Annotated in this window: 12 protein-coding genes and 1 tRNA gene; 9 read left to right on the top strand and 4 right to left on the bottom strand. The window is 68.6% G+C overall.

Translation table 11 applies throughout. The annotated features are described in order from the left end of the window. Positions 1–119 precede the first annotated feature (119 nt). From purS to purM, 7 genes are all read left to right on the top strand, one after another. Positions 120–365 (top strand): phosphoribosylformylglycinamidine synthase subunit PurS, encoded by a 246-nt coding sequence (purS, locus tag ACFYMC_RS13160; RefSeq protein ID WP_388523199.1) that lies wholly within the window; start codon positions 120–122, stop codon positions 363–365. Continuing rightward, positions 362–1,093 (top strand): phosphoribosylformylglycinamidine synthase subunit PurQ, encoded by a 732-nt coding sequence (gene purQ, locus ACFYMC_RS13155; RefSeq protein WP_388523196.1) that lies wholly within the window; start codon positions 362–364, stop codon positions 1,091–1,093. Before purS ends, purQ begins: the two co-directional genes overlap by 4 nt. Then, complete coding sequence (gene purL, locus ACFYMC_RS13150; RefSeq protein ID WP_388523194.1) at positions 1,090–3,339, top strand: phosphoribosylformylglycinamidine synthase subunit PurL; 2,250 nt, start codon at positions 1,090–1,092, stop codon at positions 3,337–3,339. The genes purQ and purL overlap by 4 nt, the downstream gene beginning before the upstream one ends. 148 nt (positions 3,340–3,487) lie before the next feature. Next, positions 3,488–4,279 (top strand): sterol carrier family protein, encoded by a 792-nt coding sequence (locus ACFYMC_RS13145; protein ID WP_388523192.1) that lies wholly within the window; start codon positions 3,488–3,490, stop codon positions 4,277–4,279. 60 nt (positions 4,280–4,339) lie between these two features. Next, positions 4,340–5,152 carry an META domain-containing protein gene (locus ACFYMC_RS13140; protein WP_388523189.1) on the top strand — a complete coding sequence of 271 codons (813 nt, stop codon included), beginning with the start codon at positions 4,340–4,342 and terminating at the stop codon, positions 5,150–5,152. A gap of 165 nt (positions 5,153–5,317) precedes the next feature. After that, the gene (gene purF, locus ACFYMC_RS13135; protein ID WP_388523186.1) at positions 5,318–6,835 is read left to right on the top strand and encodes an amidophosphoribosyltransferase; all 1,518 of its coding nucleotides are present in this window, start codon (positions 5,318–5,320) and stop codon (positions 6,833–6,835) included. A gap of 32 nt (positions 6,836–6,867) precedes the next feature. Then, the gene (purM, locus tag ACFYMC_RS13130) at positions 6,868–7,962 is read left to right on the top strand and encodes a phosphoribosylformylglycinamidine cyclo-ligase (protein WP_388523183.1); all 1,095 of its coding nucleotides are present in this window, start codon (positions 6,868–6,870) and stop codon (positions 7,960–7,962) included. A gap of 70 nt (positions 7,963–8,032) precedes the next feature. Here the strand turns inward: purM and ACFYMC_RS13125 are convergent, their stop codons facing one another. Together ACFYMC_RS13125 and ACFYMC_RS13120 are read right to left on the bottom strand one after the other, a co-directional pair. Continuing rightward, positions 8,033–8,296 carry a DUF3073 domain-containing protein gene (locus ACFYMC_RS13125; RefSeq protein ID WP_388523181.1) on the bottom strand — a complete coding sequence of 88 codons (264 nt, stop codon included), beginning with the start codon at positions 8,294–8,296 and terminating at the stop codon, positions 8,033–8,035. A 306-nt stretch (positions 8,297–8,602) separates the two neighbouring features. Next, complete coding sequence (locus ACFYMC_RS13120) at positions 8,603–9,709, bottom strand: Leu/Phe/Val dehydrogenase (protein WP_388523178.1); 1,107 nt, start codon at positions 9,707–9,709, stop codon at positions 8,603–8,605. 159 nt (positions 9,710–9,868) lie between these two features. Between ACFYMC_RS13120 and ACFYMC_RS13115 the strand changes: the two genes are divergently transcribed. Together ACFYMC_RS13115 and bldC are read left to right on the top strand one after the other, a co-directional pair. Beyond that, the gene (locus ACFYMC_RS13115; protein ID WP_388523448.1) at positions 9,869–10,717 is read left to right on the top strand and encodes a hypothetical protein; all 849 of its coding nucleotides are present in this window, start codon (positions 9,869–9,871) and stop codon (positions 10,715–10,717) included. Positions 10,718–11,242: 525 nt separating this feature from the next. Further along, positions 11,243–11,449: a developmental transcriptional regulator BldC gene (gene bldC, locus ACFYMC_RS13110; protein WP_003949541.1), complete on the top strand. Its 207-nt coding sequence runs from the start codon at positions 11,243–11,245 to the stop codon at positions 11,447–11,449. A gap of 468 nt (positions 11,450–11,917) precedes the next feature. Here the strand turns inward: bldC and ACFYMC_RS13105 are convergent. Continuing rightward, positions 11,918–11,992: transfer RNA gene (locus ACFYMC_RS13105), tRNA-Asp, on the bottom strand. Between the two features lie 87 nt (positions 11,993–12,079). Beyond that, positions 12,080–16,063: an ATP-dependent RNA helicase HrpA gene (gene hrpA, locus ACFYMC_RS13100; RefSeq protein ID WP_388523175.1), complete on the bottom strand. Its 3,984-nt coding sequence runs from the start codon at positions 16,061–16,063 to the stop codon at positions 12,080–12,082. Positions 16,064–16,104 lie beyond the last annotated feature (41 nt).

Genomic DNA, 16,104 nt, shown 5'->3' with positions numbered 1-16,104 from the left:
AGGGTCTGCCCACCGAAACCTTCACGTGATCTGGGGTGCAGGATATCTACCCGCGTAGAAATTTGGGGCGGGTACGCTGATGACACCGCCTTCGCACCAACCACCACACGGGAGTGCCAGTGGCACGCGTCGTAGTCGACGTCATGCTCAAGCCGGAGATCCTCGACCCCCAGGGCCAGGCGGTGCAGCGTGCACTGCCGCGCCTGGGCTTCGAGGGGATCGCGGACGTCCGCCAGGGGAAGCGCTTCGAACTGGAGGTGGAGGGACCGGTCGACCAGGCCGCCCTCGACCGCATCCACGAGATGGCCGAAAAGTTCCTCGCCAACACCGTCATCGAAGACTTCACCGTGAAGGTGGAGTCGTGACCGCCCACCCGTCACCCACCACCCGTGACGGAGGCCCTTCGGGCCGCGGCAACACTCGTATCGGTGTCGTCACGTTTCCCGGAACGCTGGACGACCGCGACTCGCTGCGCGCCGTACGCCTCGCGGGCGCCGAACCGGTTCCGCTGTGGCACCGTGACAAGGACCTCCACCAGGTCGACGCCGTCGTACTCGCGGGCGGCTTCAGCTACGGCGACTACCTGCGGGCCGGAGCCATCTCCCGGTTCTCCCCGGTCATGGAGACGATCATCGAGCAGGCCCGCGCGGGCATGCCGGTGCTCGGCATCTGCAACGGCTTCCAGATCCTCACCGAGGCCCATCTGCTGCCGGGCGCGATGCTGCGCAACAACCACCTGCACTTCATCTGCCGCGACCAGAAGCTGCGGGTGGAGAACGCCTCCACGGCATGGACCGGGGACTACGAAGTCGGCCAGGAGATCTCCGTCCCGCTGAAGAACATGGACGGCCGCTACACCGCCGACGAGCGCACGCTGGACGAACTGGAGGCCGAGGGTCGGGTGGCCTTCCGGTACCTCGACGTGAACCCGAACGGTTCGCTGCGCGACATCGCCGGCATCACCAACGCGGCGGGCAACGTCGTCGGACTCATGCCGCACCCCGAGCACGCGGTGGAGCCGTTGATCGGGACGGGCCGTACCGACGGCCTCGGATTCTTCACCTCGATCCTGAAGAAGCTGGTAAGCGCATGAGTCTCGACACCGTCAAGAACGCCACGGAGAGCCCGGAGGCGGCGCAGCCGTGGAAGGAGCTCGGCCTCAAGGAGGACGAGTACGCCCGGATCCGGGAGATCCTGGGCCGTCGCCCCACCGGCGCCGAGCTCGCCATGTACTCCGTCATGTGGTCCGAGCACTGCTCGTACAAGAGCAGCAAGGTGCACCTGAAGCAGTTCAGCGAGAAGACCCCCGAGAACGACGCCATGCTCGTCGGGATCGGAGAGAACGCCGGTGTCGTCGACGTTGGCCAGGGCTATGCGGTGACCTTCAAGGTCGAGTCGCACAACCACCCCAGCTACATCGAGCCTTACCAGGGCGCGGCCACCGGTGTAGGCGGCATCGTCCGCGACATCCTGGCCATGGGAGCCCGCCCGGTCGCCGTCGTGGACCCGCTGCGCTTCGGCGCCGCCGACCACCCGGACACCAAGCGGGTGCTGCCCGGTGTGGTTGCTGGCATCGGCGGCTACGGCAACTGCCTGGGCCTGCCGAACATCGGTGGCGAGGTCGTCTTCGACGCCTGCTATCAGGGCAACCCGCTGGTCAACGCCGGTTGCATCGGCGTGATGAAGCACGAGGACATCCATCTGGCCAAGGCCTCGGGTCCGGGCAACAAGGTGATCCTCTACGGCGCCCGCACGGGCGGCGACGGCATCGGCGGCGTCTCGGTCCTGGCCTCGGAGACCTTCGAGTCCACCGGTCCGGCCAAGCGCCCCGCCGTGCAGGTCGGTGACCCCTTCCAGGAAAAGCTCCTCATCGAGTGCACCTTGGAGATCTTCCAGGAGAAGCTGGTCGCCGGCATCCAGGACCTCGGTGGCGCCGGCCTGTCCTGCGCGACCTCCGAGCTGGCCTCGGCCGGCTCCGGCGGCATGCGGGTGGAACTCGACACCGTCCCGTTGCGTGATGCGACCCTCTCGCCGGAGGAGATCCTCATGAGCGAGTCGCAGGAGCGCATGTGCGCCATCGTCGAGCCGCAGCACGTGGAGCGGTTCATGGCGATCTGCGAGAAGTGGGACGTCATCGCGACCGTCATCGGTGAGGTCACCGAGGGTGAGCGGCTGGAGATCTTCTGGCACGGCGAGCAGATCGTGGACGTGCCACCGCGTTCCGTGGCGCACGAGGGCCCCACCTACCACCGCCCTTACGCTCGCCCCGCGTGGCAGGACGCCCTCCAGGCCGACGACGCCGGCAAGCTGGCCCGACCGCAGACCTCCGAGGAACTGCGCGCGCAGGTCCTGGCGTTGGTCGCCTCCCCGAACCAGGCCTCGAAGTCCTGGGTCACCGATCAGTACGACCGTTTCGTCCAGGGCAACACCGTCCTCGCGCAGCCCGAGGACGCGGGCGTGGTGCGCATCGACGAGGAGTCGAACCTGGGCGTGGCCATGGCCACCGACGGCAACGGCCGGTACGCCAAGCTCGACCCGTACGCCGGGGCGCAGCTGGCGCTGGCGGAGTCCTACCGCAACGTGGCGGCAACCGGCGCCAAGCCGCTGGCCATCTCGAACTGCCTGAACTTCGGCTCGCCGGAGGACCCCGACGTCATGTGGCAGTTCGCCGAGGCCACCCGCGGTCTGGCCGACGGCTGCCTGGAGCTGGGGACCCCGGTCACCGGGGGCAACGTCTCGCTGTACAACCAGACCGGCGAGACCGCGATCCACCCCACCCCGGTGGTGGCCGTCCTCGGTGTGATCGACGACGTCAACCGCCGTACCCCGATGGCCTTCGCCGAGGCCGGCCAGCTGCTGTACCTGTTGGGCGACACCGCCGAGGAGTTCGGCGGCTCGGCCTGGTCGCAGGTCGTCCACGACCACCTCGGCGGCGTGCCGCCCAAGGTGGACCTGGGCCGGGAGAAGCTGCTCGCCGAGATCCTGATCTCGGCCTCCCGCGACGGCATGGTCGACGCGGCGCACGACCTGTCCGACGGTGGTGTGGTCCAGGCGCTCGTCGAGTCCTGTCTGCGCGGCGGCAACGGCGCTCGGGTAGTGGTTCCCGAGGGGCTGGACGCCTTCACCTTCCTGTTCAGCGAGTCCGCCGGTCGGGCCATCGTGGCTGTTCCGCGCAGCGAGGAGCTCCGTTTCACCGACATGTGCGGCGCCCGCGGCCTGCCGGCCACCCGCATCGGTGTGGTGGACGGCGAGGAGATCGAGGTACAGGGTGAGTTCCGCGTCCCGCTGAGCGAGCTGCGCGCCGCGCACGAGGCGACGATCCCGGCGCTGCTGGCCTGAGCCCGCGCCCCGCGACACCGTGGCACCGGCGGCCCGGTGCGGCAACCGTACCCCGGTACGGGCGTCGCACCGGGCCGTTGCCGTGCCATGCCCCGGGTGCCGCTGGTGACCGGCATCGCGGGGGCGCCGAGCCCGTACGCTCGGTGGCATGCCACCTGCCAGGAAGCCACGCCCCCGCAGCTACGACCCCGCGAAGATCCGCACCGCGGTGACGGTCCAGTTCGCGCATGTGGCTGAAGCGGTCAAGGAGTTGGACGAGGAGGCGCTGGCCAGGCCCACGCACGTGGGTAGTTGGACGGTGGCCGACCTCGCGGCCCACCTCGCCTGGGCGGTCGGTTCGCTCGCCGACGCGGCGGCGAGGCCGGCGGCGAACTCGGCTCAGGTGACGGTCCAGAGTTGGCCCTCGGTCACCGCACCGGTTGCCGCCAAGATCGCGGACGCGCACCGCACCGGCCCCGAGGAGCCGCTGGGCGTGCTGTACGAGCGGACCGCGGCCCGGCTCGGTGAACTGCTCACGGTCCTCCCCGACGACCGGCTCCTGGCACTGGGCATCGGCGGCATGCGCGTGGCCGACTTCCTCGTCACCCGGACCGTGGAACTCGTCGTGCACACCGATGACCTCAACCGGGCGGGCGGCCTGTCGATCCCGTTCGAGCGGCAGGCCCTCGCGGCCTGCACCCGGGTCCTCGCGGACGCTCTCGCCGTCAGGGCCCCCGGCGGCTCGGTGGAGGTTCGCATCCCGCCGTTCGCCGTGGTCCAGTGCATCGCCGGGCCCCGGCACACCCGCGGAACCCCGCCGAACGTGGTGGAGGCCGATCCGCTGACCTGGGTCAGGTTGGCCACGGGCCGCGTCCCGTGGCAGGAAGCCCTGGAGGCGGTGGCGGTGCGGGCCAGCGGTGAGCGCGCCGATCTGTCCGGCGTACTGCCCGTCATGAGCTGATGCGGGCAAGGCCGATGGAGTGTCCGGGAACCTGAACCTGGGTCGCTCCGTCACAGCGGTATGCGTACCTTGCGTCTCACTCTCGCTGCCCTGGCTGCCACGCTGCCGCTGGCGGCGTGCGGCAGCGCCACCGAAGCCGGCGACGATGCCGCACCGGGTGCCGGCAACCGCCTGGTCGGCACCCGCTGGGCCGTGCAGGAACTGACCGAAGGCGGCAAACGGCTGCCCGCACCGACTGGCGCCCACCTACTGATCGAGGGCGACAGAGCCCGGGGGAACAACGGGTGCAACACTTTCGAGTCCGGCGTCCGGGTCGGTCGCGACCTGCTGACCGTCACCCCCGGTTCCGTCACCGAGCGAGGCTGCGCGGGTGCGGAACAGGCCTTCGAGGCGGCCTTCCAACGCCTCTTCAGCGGGGACCTGCGGGCGCGGGGGAGCGCCCAGAGGCTCCAGCTGACCACTGCCGAAGGAGATGTGATCAACCTGAAGTCCACCTCTGAGACCCCCCAGGATCCGAAGCCCCTGGTCGGCACCCGCTGGAAGCTCACCACCCTGTACGCCAAGGACGCCGCCACCGCGCTCCCGGCCGAAGTGGCCTCCCGTGCGTTCTTGAAGATCGGTCCCGACGGTGCGGTGCAGGGTGATCTGGGCTGCAACACCCTCACCAGTCAGGCCACCGTCTTTGACACCACGGTCAGCTTCGGGTTGCTGGCCACCACCACCATGTCCTGTCCGGGACCGGTGGATCGAGCCGAGGAGTCCCTCGGGCGGGTCCTCCAGTCAGGGCCGCTCCACTACCGGATCGAAGGCGGCGAGCTGAGGCTCACGGCCAAGGACGGCGACCTCGGCCTCGGCGCGGTGGCCGCGAAGTAGCTCCGTGGCCGCCCCGGCCCGGCGGTGCGGGCCCTCTGCGGCCGGGGCGGATCACCCCGCAGGGCGACAGTCACCCTGTGTCGGGGCGGCTGACCGTGCGTACTGTGAGTTTTCCCTGCCTTCCCCAATTCGGACCAGTGGTCGATCTCGCCTACACTCGGTGGCGTGCCTCGTGGTGATGGACGACTCAACCACGACCTGCTCCCCGGCGAGAAGGGCCCCCAGGACGCTTGCGGCGTCTTCGGTGTCTGGGCCCCGGGTGAAGAGGTCGCCAAGCTCACCTACTTCGGACTGTATGCGCTGCAGCACCGTGGACAGGAGTCCGCGGGAATCGCAGTCAGCAACGGCTCCCAGATCCTAGTTTTCAAGGACATGGGACTGGTCTCCCAAGTCTTCGACGAAACTTCCCTCGGCTCCCTTCGCGGACATATCGCCGTGGGTCACGCGCGCTACTCAACCACCGGCGCTTCGGTGTGGGAGAACGCGCAGCCGACCTTCCGTGCAACCGCGCACGGCTCGATCGCGCTCGGTCACAACGGCAACCTGGTCAACACGGCGGAGCTCGCCGAGTTGGTCGCCGACCTGCCCCGTAAGGACGGCCGGGCCACCCAGGTGGCCGCCACCAATGACACCGACCTGGTCACCGCCCTGCTGGCGGGCCAGACCGATGACAAGGGTGAGCCGCTGACCATCGAAGCCTCCGCCGCCCAGGTCCTGCCCAAGGTACGCGGCGCCTTCTCCCTGGTCTTCATGGACGAGGGGACCCTCTACGCAGCCCGAGACCCGCAGGGCATCCGCCCGCTGGTGCTCGGCCGGTTGGAGCGCGGCTGGGTGGTGGCGAGCGAGTCCGCGGCCCTGGACATCTGCGGTGCGAGCTTTGTCCGCGAGGTGGAGCCCGGCGAGCTCATCGCCATTGACGAGAACGGCATGCGCGCCTCCCGATTCGCGGAAGCGAAGCCGAAGGGCTGTGTCTTCGAGTACGTCTACCTGGCGCGGCCGGACACCGACATCGCGGGCCGGAACGTCTACCTCTCGCGCGTCGAGATGGGCCGGCGGCTGGCCAAGGAGGCCCCGGCCGACGCCGATCTGGTGATAGCGACCCCGGAGTCCGGGACCCCCGCCGCGGTTGGATACGCGGAGGCGAGCGGCATCCCGTACGGCTCGGGCCTGGTGAAGAACGCCTATGTGGGGCGCACCTTCATCCAGCCCTCGCAGACGATCCGCCAGCTCGGTATCCGACTCAAGCTGAATCCGCTCAAGGAGGTCATCCGGGGCAAGCGCCTGGTGGTCGTGGACGATTCCATCGTCCGCGGCAACACCCAGCGTGCTCTGGTGCGGATGCTCCGTGAGGCCGGCGCGGCCGAGGTCCACATCCGGATCTCCTCTCCGCCGGTGAAGTGGCCGTGCTTCTTCGGCATCGACTTCGCGACCCGGGCCGAGCTGATCGCCAACGGCATGTCGGTCCAGGAGATCGGCAAGTCGCTGGGCGCGGACTCCCTCGCCTACATCTCGCTCGACGGGATGATCGAGGCGACCACCATCGAGAAGCCGAACCTCTGCCGAGCCTGCTTCGACGGTGAGTACCCGATGGAGCTGCCCGACCCGGAGTTCCTCGGCAAGCAGCTGCTGGAGACCGAGCTGCTGGGCGGCACGGACGCCGCCGACGCGCTCCGTCGCCCGTAACCCCCTGCAGCACGACACGAAAGCTCTTCAGCATGTCTACTGAATCTTCTGGGCGTGCTCCGCACGCGGGCACCGGCGCCAGCTACGCGAGCGCGGGCGTCGACATCGAGGCGGGCGACCGCGCGGTCGAGCTGATGAAGGAGTGGGTGAAGAAGACGCAGCGCCCCGAGGTCCTCGGTGGCCTCGGCGGTTTCGCCGGCCTCTTCGACGCCTCCGCCCTCAAGCGCTACGAGCGTCCGTTGCTGGCCTCCGCCACGGACGGCGTGGGCACCAAGGTCGACATCGCCCGTCAGATGGGCGTGTACGACACCATCGGGCACGATCTGGTGGCGATGGTCATGGACGACATCGTCGTCTGTGGCGCCGAGCCGCTGTTCATGACCGACTACATCTGCGTGGGCAAGGTCCACCCCGAGCGGGTCGCGGCCATCGTCAAGGGCATCGCCGAGGGCTGTGTGCTGGCCGGCTGTGCCCTGGTCGGTGGCGAGACCGCGGAGCACCCGGGGCTCCTCGGCCCGGACGACTTCGATGTGGCCGGCGCCGGCACGGGTGTCGTCGAGTACGACCGCCTGCTGGGGGCGGACCGTATCCGCACGGGTGACGCGGTGATCGCGATGGCTTCCTCCGGGCTTCACTCCAACGGGTACTCGCTGGTCCGCCATGTGCTGTTCGAGCGGGCCGGGATGGCCCTGGAACAGGAGGTCGCGGAGTTCGGCCGGACCCTGGGCGAGGAGCTCCTGGAGCCCACCAAGATCTACTCGCTGGACTGCCTCGCACTCACCCGGACGGCCGAGGTCCACGCGTACTCGCACATCACCGGGGGCGGCCTCGCGGCCAACCTCGCCCGGGTCGTCCCGGATCACCTGCACGCCACGGTCGACCGTTCGACCTGGGCCCCGGGCGCGGTCTTCGATCTGGTCGGCAAGGCAGGTCAGGTCGAGCGGCTGGAACTGGAGAAGACGCTGAACATGGGCGTCGGAATGATGGCGGTGGTGCCCGCCGAGTCGGTGGACGTGGCACTGACCACACTGGCCGACCGCGGGGTGGACGCCTGGGTCGCCGGCGAGATCCTCGACCGCGGGGAGCGCACCGAAGGGGCCACCCTGACCGGCGACTACGCGAGCTGAGCAGCACAGAACCCGGTCCGGAGCAGGCCCCGGACCGGGTTGGGTGTTTTCAGCTGTGCGCTGTGGCGCGTCAAGCGCCGCGACGCTGAGAAGTGGGACCGGACTCTTCGTCCTCGTCCTCGTCCTCGTTGTACAGATCCGCGTAGCGGGCGTACGGGTCGTCTTCCTCGTCGTCCTCTTCGAATGGCTCACCGTTAGGTGGTTGATTCGAAATCGGATGCGAAGTCGAAGCGCCCAGCTCGTTGGCCAGACGCGACAGGTCAGTCCCGCCGCTGTTGTACTTCAGCTGGCGGGCGACCTTCGTCTGCTTGGCCTTGGCCCGGCCGCGCCCCATGGCTCGACCCCCTCGGTGACGGGGCTCGACGGCCCCAGAGTCTTGACACGCGTTCATGAGTCGGAACGGACTCTCGGCGAGAGACCGGTCCGTAGGGCTTCAACGGTACCTGCTTCCGCGGCCATACGGTACGCCGCCCGCATGACGCGCCTCGGAACAGTGCCGGCGGGACGCCCCGTCCCCGCTGGTCAGCTGCGATTTTAGCCCCTAATCGACGGCCGACCCGCCGAAGCACAGTGAGTTCCGTCTCGCCGCGGCACCGGCGGACGGTCCGCATCGGTGTGCGGACCGTCCTTCCAGGAGACCTCAGACAGCGGTGGCCACAGCCACCGCACCGCGTGCCTCGGCCATCCGCTGTTCGGCGATGCGGTCCGCCGCCGCAGCTGGCGGAATCCCGTCCGACTTCGCACGTGCGAATATTGCCAGCGTGGTGTCGAAGATCTTGGTCGCCTTCACCTTGCAGCGGTCGAAGTCGAAGCCGTGCAGCTCGTCCGCGACCTGGATGACACCTCCGGCGTTCACCACGTAGTCCGGGGCGTAGAGGATGCCGCGGTCCGCGAGGTCCTTCTCCACCCCGGCGTGCGCGAGCTGGTTGTTGGCCGCGCCGCACACCACCTTGGCCGTCAGCGCGGGCACGGTCTCGTCGTTCAGGGCGCCGCCGAGCGCACAGGGAGCGTAGATGTCCAGGCCTTCGACCCGGATCAGCGCCTCGGTGCCGTCGACCGCGGTGACCTTGCCCGGGTGGCGGTCCAGGATGCGGCGCACCGATTCCTCGCGGACGTCGGTGATCACGACCTCCGCCCCGTCCTCAAGGAGGTGCTCCACGAGGTAGTGGCCCACCTTGCCGACCCCCACGACGCCCACCTTCCGACCGCGCAGGGTCGGGTCGCCCCACAGGTGCTGGGCGGAGGCCCGCATGCCCTGGAAGACGCCGTAGGCGGTGAGTACCGATGAGTCGCCCGCCCCGCCGTTCTCCGGGGAGCGGCCGGTCGCCCAGCGCGTCTCGCGGGCGACCACGTCCATGTCCGAGACATAGGTGCCGACGTCGCAGGCGGTCACATAGCGCCCGCCCAGGGACTCCACGAACCGACCGTAGGCCAGCAGGAGTTCCTCGCTCTTGAGCTGCTCCGGGTCGCCGATGATCACGGCCTTGCCGCCGCCGTGGTCGAGGCCGGCGAGGGCGTTCTTGTAGGACATCCCGCGCGACAGGTTGAGCGCGTCCTGCACGGCCTCCTCGTCGGAGGCGTAGGCGTGGAAGCGGGTGCCGCCGAGGGCCGGACCCAGGGCGGTGGAGTGGACGGCGATGACGGCCTTGAGGCCACTGGCTCGGTCCTGGCACAGCACGACTTGCTCGTGACCGCCCTGCTCCGTGCGGAACAGGGTGTGCAGGACGCCGTCGGTCATTTCGGTCACGGTGGTGACTCCCATGGATAGATGCGGCGAAGGGCCCTCCTGTGGGTGGGGAGGGCTGTGTCGTGGAGCAGCGTAAGACCTCCTGGGCCACCTCAGGGAGCCAGTAGCGGGGATCACCCTCTCCCGGAGTACCCCGCAGGGTCGAGGGGGAGAGTCCACATCGTGACCGACCCTTCCCCGGCGGGCCCCGCCGCCGCGCTGACCGTCCCGTACGCGACCTATTTGCGGGTGTACGAGCCCCTGGTGGCCTTCGCGGAACCGGAGCGCTCTCACTGGGCCCGGTACGGCGCCCGTAGCGACATTCCCACCTACCAGGACGAACTGCGCCGCTCTCTCGCGGGTTTGCTGTCGTTTCCGCCCGTGGCGGTGCCGGCGAAGGAGAGTGCCGACGCCTTCGTCGCGGAATGGAACGGGGTGCTGGTGGTGTGCCCCTGGCGGACCCGGTTGCGCGGCTGGCTGGCCCTGGAGGAGTTGGCGACGCAGTTCCCCGCACCGGTGTTGGACGCGGCGCTGCCGCCGGTGGTGCGGCAGCAGGCGGTCGCCGACTACGAGCAGTGGCGCGAGCGCAATCCCGATGCGCGGCCCTGGATCCGCTCCGCGGCGTGGCAGGTGCCGCTGCGCTGGTTCGTGCTCTTCTCCGACGAGGAGCGGAGGTACGAGGAGGGTGTGCTGCTGCGCTACCGGACGCCGATGGTGCAGGCCCGGCGACGGGTGGCCCGCGCATTGCGGACGTTGCGGGCCGCCGAGGGGCAGGAGTTGCTGGTCGAGGGGCTGGTGGAGGTCGGCCGGTGGCTGGAGGAGTTCCATCCACGGGCGCTCGTGGAGCTGGACTACGGGGGGCTGGTCCATGCGCTCGCTCGGGAGCAGCTCGCGGCGGACCATTCGGCGGGGGATCTCGCGGCCGGCCTGGGGGCGCTGGCGGCCGGTGACTCCCGGGTGGCCCAGGAGGCGTGGGAGGGCTTGGCGGAACGTTGGCGGTTGGTGCGTGAGCGGCTCTTCGCGAACTGAGACAGGTGTGGCGCGGTGAGCTTTTCGCGAACGGATCTTGTGGTTGAGCCAGATTTCAGTAAGGGTCAGGACTTCGGGCCGGGACCTACGTCCTGATCCGGGCCTTTGGCTCAAGGGTGATGGAACGCACTAACTGCACCCTTGCGCCGTTCCCCTACCCTCGTGCCAAAATAGGACAAGGAGTCCGGGGAGGGTTCCTTCCGTCCAACTATGGGCGGAATGCTCAGCATTACACGCTATGGGGGGTCTGAGGGCTCCTGATCGCTCTGTGACTGATCGTTACGGTGGGGTGACTGTCCGCTATGGGATGGTCCATCGTCTTCCGTGCCTGATGAACACCTCAGAGGGCAATTCCATCGGTTTGGCCGACGAGGCTGGACAGATGGTGTAGTTGTAGTGCCGAGGACAAGCCGTTCGTCCTATAACCGACTCGGCCCGCGTCTGCCATTTCGGGCAACGCGGGCCAAGGTGCAGAATTTAGAGGAAAGAACCGAGATTGGTTCGGTTCTCCCGAGGAGGCCGCTCATGACCGCTCGCACCCCTGATGCCGAGCCGCTGCTGACCCCGGCTGAGGTCGCCACGATGTTCCGCGTGGACCCGAAGACGGTCACCCGCTGGGCAAAGGCAGGCAAGCTCACGTCCATCCGCACCCTTGGTGGACATCGCCGGTACCGCGAGGCGGAGGTTCGCGCCCTGCTTGCGGGAATTCCGCAGCAGCGCAGCGAGGCCTGAACCGCCGTATCGCTGTAACACCCTGCATTACCGGGCAATTGCCGGGTCCCCCAACCCGTTGACGCCCAACGGCTCCACACGACGGGAACCTGCCCCAACAGGCTCCGCCGCTCCGTATGTCAGGTGCGTAAGTCGTTCGATCGCGCTGGACTCCGCCGGGTCCAGCGCGATCTTTTTATGCGCTCTTCCTGCTGGTGAGGGGTGGGTGCCATTGCACATATTAAATTGAGCTGACCTAAGGGGCGGCTAAACGTGCATCTTTCAAAAACCCATTCGGTGACTCGCGTCACACGGGAATAGTATCCCTAACCCGGCAAATCACCCTTACGAGGGCGAGGGCTCCCAGGACCTTCACTCGACGGGTAGAACCGAGGGGCGCCCCTTACCGGCGCCCCTTACATGACGCGCTGTCACCAGGCCAACGCGTCGGAGCCCGTATCCCCAAGGGGATACGGGCTCCGATTGATGCGGTCCTGACGGGATTTGAACCCGCGGCCTCCACCTTGACAGGGTGGCGAGCACTCCAAACTGCTCCACAGGACCAGGTTTTGCGGCCGTTTGGCGCGGCTGCGAGACAGACTCTACAGGAGGTCAGGGGGTGCGGTCGAACCCGGCTCGATCATGAGTCGCTCAGCTCCCGACCACCGCGTCGATGGCCTTCACGATGCGCTTGTCCGAGACGGGATAGGCCGTCCCCAAGGCGTGCGCGAAGTAGCTGACCCGCAGTTCCTCGATCATCCAGCGGATGTCGGTCACCGCACGGGGGACCGGTCGCCCCGCGGGAAGCTGTTCCAGCAACCAGGCGTACTCGTCCTGCATCTCGTGGACCTTCGCCATCCGGGTGCTGTCCCGCTGCACCCCGGTGGGCATCTGCTGGAGCCGCCGGTCAGCGGCTACCAGATACCGCATCAGGTCCGGCAGCCGCCGCAGCCCGGTCAGGGTGACGAAGCCGGTCGGCACCAGGGCCGCCAACTGCGTCCTGATGTCCTGGACGTTCGCGGCCAGGGTGGGGCTGCCGGTTGCCTTCAGGCGCCGCTCACAGGCCTGCCAGGCGGCCAGGACCTGCTCCACCTGGCCGACCGTCCGCACGGTGACGTCCACCAGATCGGCCCGCACCCTGTCGTACAGCTTGCGGAAGCCCTCCTCGTCCCAGGCCGGCCCGCCGTGGTCGGCGATGAGCCTGTCCGCGGCTGCCGTCGCGCAGTCCTCGAACAGGGCCTGGACGGAGCCGTGCGGATTGCGGGAGAGCGCCAGCTTCTGCTGGTTGCTGAGCCGGTCGGAGGCGAACTTGGCCGGGCTCACCGGGATGTTCATCATGATCAGCTTGCGAGTGCCCCGCCACATCGCCTGCTGCTGTTCCGCCTCGGTGTCGAAGAGCCGGACGGCCACGCTGGCTCCCTCGTCCACCAGCGCCGGATAGGCCTTGACCGGCTGGCCGGCGCGTCGGGTCTCGAAGACCTTCGACAGGCTGCCGATGGTCCAGTCCGTCAGCCCCGTCCGTTCCACGGACGCGCCGCCGGCGCGCTCCGCGGTGGCCGCGGCGGCCTTGGACAGGGCCTGGCGGGCTTTGGGCTTCAGACGCAGCCGCAGCGCTTCGAGGTCCTTGTCCTCAGCGATCTTGCGGCGCCGCTCGTCGACGATACGAAAGGTGACCTTCAGATGGTCCGGCACCTTCGACAGATCGAAGTCCTCGGCCGCCACGGCAACGCCCACCATCCGCTTCAGCTCCCGCGCCAGCGTGAGAGGCAGCGGCTCCTGCAACGGCACCGCGGTGTCCAGGAAGCGGCCCGCGAAGTTGGGCGCGGGGACGTAGTGGCGGCGGATCGGCTTGGGCAACGAACGGATCAGCTCGGTGACCACCTCCGCCCGAAGCCCCGGGATCTGCCAGTCGAAGCCCTCTTCGGTGACCTGGTTGAGCACCTGGAGGGGGATGTGGACGGTGACGCCGTCCGCGTCCGCTCCCGGCTCGAACTGGTAGGTGACACGGAACTTCAACTGGCCCTGTCGCCAGGAGTCGGGGTAGTCGTCCTTGGTGACGCCCGCGGCCTTCTCGGTGATGAGCATCTCGCGCTCGAAGTCGAGGAACTCCGGTTCCTCATGACGCTTGTGCTTCCACCAGGAGTCGAAATGAGCACCGGACACGACGTGTTCGGGCACCCGCTGGTCATAGAAGTCGAAGAGCGTCTCGTCGTCCACCAGGATGTCCCGCCGGCGGGCACGGTGCTCCAGCTCCTCGACCTCGGTGAGCAGCCGACGGTTGTCCGCGAAGAACTTGTGGTGGGTGCGCCAGTCGCCCTCCACCAAGGCGTTGCGGATGAACAGGTCCCGGGAGACCTCCGCGTCGATCCGACCGTAGTTGACCTTCCGCTGGGCCACGATCGGCACCCCGTAGAGCGTCACCCGCTCGTAGGCCATCACCGCCGCCTGGTCCTTCTCCCAGTGCGGCTCGCTGTACGTCCGCTTGACCAGGTGCTGGGCCAGCGGCTCGATCCACTCGGGCTCCACCTTGGCGTTGACCCGTGCCCAGAGCCTGGAGGTCTCCACCAACTCGGCAGACATCACGAACCTCGGCTGTTTCTTGAACAGCGCCGAACCCGGGAAGACCGCGAACTTCGCCGATCGTGCCCCCAGGTACTCGTTCTTCTCCGTGTCCTTCAAGCCGATGTGCGACAGCAGGCCGGCCAGCAGCGAGACGTGGATGTGCTGCTCGGGCGCGTCCGTGTCATTGGGTTCGATGCCCATCGACTTGGCGACCGTGCGCAGCTGGGCGTAGATGTCCTGCCACTCCCGGATCCGCAGGAAGTTCAGGTACTCCTGCTTGCACATCCGGCGGAAGCTGGACGAACCGCGTTCGCGCTGCTGCTCGCGCACGTACCGCCACAGGTTGAGGAAGGCGAGGAAGTCGCTGGTCTCGTCCTTGAAACGGGCGTGCTGCTGGTCCGCCTGCTGTTGTTTGTCCGAGGGCCGCTCGCGGGGGTCCTGGATGGACAGGGCGGCTGCGATCACCATGACCTCGCGGACACAGTTGTTCTTCTCCGCCTCGATGACCATCCGGGCCAGCCGCGGGTCCACCGGCAGCTGGGACAGCTTGCGACCCAGCGGGGTGAGCCGCTGCCCCTGCCCGGCGGGCCGCGCGCCCTTCGCTGCCGGGGCGGCCTTTTGGGCCGTCTCCAGTGCGCCGAGCTCCTGGAGCAACTGGACGCCGTCGCGGATGTTGCGGTGGTCCGGCGGGTCAATGAACGGGAAGCGCTCGATCTCACCGAGGCCCGCTGCGGTCATCTGGAGGATCACCGATGCCAGGTTGGTCCGCAGGATCTCGGCGTCGGTGAACTCCGGGCGGGCGTTGAAGTCGTCCTCCGAGTAGAGCCGGATGCAGATGCCGTCCGAGGTGCGACCACAGCGCCCCTTGCGCTGGTTGGCGCTGGCCTGCGAGATCCGCTCGATCGGCAGCCGCTGCACCTTGGTGCGGTGGCTGTAGCGCGAGATCCGCGCCGTGCCGGGGTCGATGACGTACTTGATGCCCGGCACCGTCAGGGAGGTCTCGGCCACGTTGGTGGCCAGCACGATCCGGCGGCCCGTGTGCGTCTGGAAGACCCGGTGTTGCTCGGCGTGCGAGAGCCGTGCGTACAGCGGCAGGACCTCGGTGCGCTCCAGGTCGGCCCCGGCGGCCCGGGAGGGCTTCAACTTCTCCAAAGCGTCGGCGGTGTCGCGGATCTCCCGCTCGCCGGAGAGGAAGACCAGGATGTCCCCGGGCCCTTCCCGCCGCAGCTCCTGCACCGCATCGCAGATCGCGGTGATCTGGTCCCGGTCGGAGTCTTGTGCGTCCTCTTCCAGGAGCGGGCGGTAGCGGACCTCGACGGGGTAGGTACGGCCGCTGACCTCGACGATCGGCGCATCGCCGAAGTGACGGGAGAAGCGCTCGGGATCGATGGTCGCGGAGGTGATCACCACCTTCAGGTCCGGTCGCTTCGGCAGCAACTGGGCCAGGTAGCCGAGCAGGAAGTCGATGTTCAGGGACCGCTCGTGAGCCTCGTCGATGATGATCGTGTCGTAGGCCCGCAGCTCGCGGTCGGTCTGGATCTCGGCGAGCAGGATGCCGTCAGTCATCAGCTTCACCTGGGTGGCGTCCTGGTCCACCTGGTCGGTGAAGCGGACCTTCCAGCCCACCGCCCCGCCCAGCGGGGTCTTCAACTCCTGCGCGATGCGCTCGGCGACCGTGCGCGCGGCGAGCCGGCGCGGCTGGGTGTGCCCGATCATGCCGCGCACACCACGACCCAGGTCCATGCAGATCTTCGGGATCTGGGTGGTCTTGCCGGAACCGGTCTCGCCAGCGACGATCACCACCTGGTGATCCCGTATCGCCTCGGCGATCTCGTCCTTCTTCTGGCTGACCGGGAGGGACTCCGGGTAGGTCACCTCGGGCCGGGCCGCGGCACGCCGGGCCAGCCGCTCGGCGGCCTTCGTGGCCTCCGCGGCGATCTCGTCGAGGACGGCCTGCTTCGCCTCGGGTTTACGGATGCGCCGCGCCCCCTCCAGCCGGCGGCCGAGGCGGTGCGCGTCGCGGAGTGAGATCTCCCCGAGCAGGGTCTGCAGGGCGGCGAAAGAAGTAGACATACCTGATTGAGGATCTCACCCGTGGGGCGTGGGTGGCGAAC

The sequence above is a fragment of the Streptomyces sp. NPDC006879 genome (assembly GCF_042869595.1).
GTDB lineage: Bacteria > Actinomycetota > Actinomycetes > Streptomycetales > Streptomycetaceae > Streptomyces.
Note: the sequence above shows the minus strand (reverse complement) of the source record. Positions and strands in the feature narration are given on the sequence as shown.